The sequence below is a fragment of the Bradyrhizobium sp. Kon56 genome (genome assembly GCF_055807635.1).
This window is the reverse complement of the sequence record NZ_JBVVOU010000674.1, coordinates 1-231: the sequence shown is the minus strand read 5'-3', so window position 1 is coordinate 231 and position 231 is coordinate 1. Positions and strand designations below refer to the sequence as shown.

General features: G+C 62.3%; 1 protein-coding gene. It reads left to right on the top strand.

The features are described from left to right. Positions 1–50 precede the first annotated feature (50 nt). Positions 51–231 (top strand): hypothetical protein (locus tag AC0L3B_RS40475; RefSeq protein ID WP_473383728.1); only part of this gene is annotated, 181 nt, incomplete at its 3' end.

Below are 231 nucleotides of genomic sequence, written 5' to 3'. Positions count from 1 at the left end.
CCTTGCGAGCTGTGGGGCTCGGGCCGCAAACTTTGGGGCTGGAACCTTGGATGCTTTTTGCAATGAGCAAGTTTCGTAAACCGCTGTTGACTACGTTGTGCCTGGTGCTGGGCAGCCCGTTCGTGCTGGCCGCCGATCCGCAGATTCATTGGCCCAGTGGCTGGCAGGTCGAGGAGGTCGAGCCCGACGGCAATACGTCCGGCAAACCCCAAACCGTCTCGCGCCAGCGCG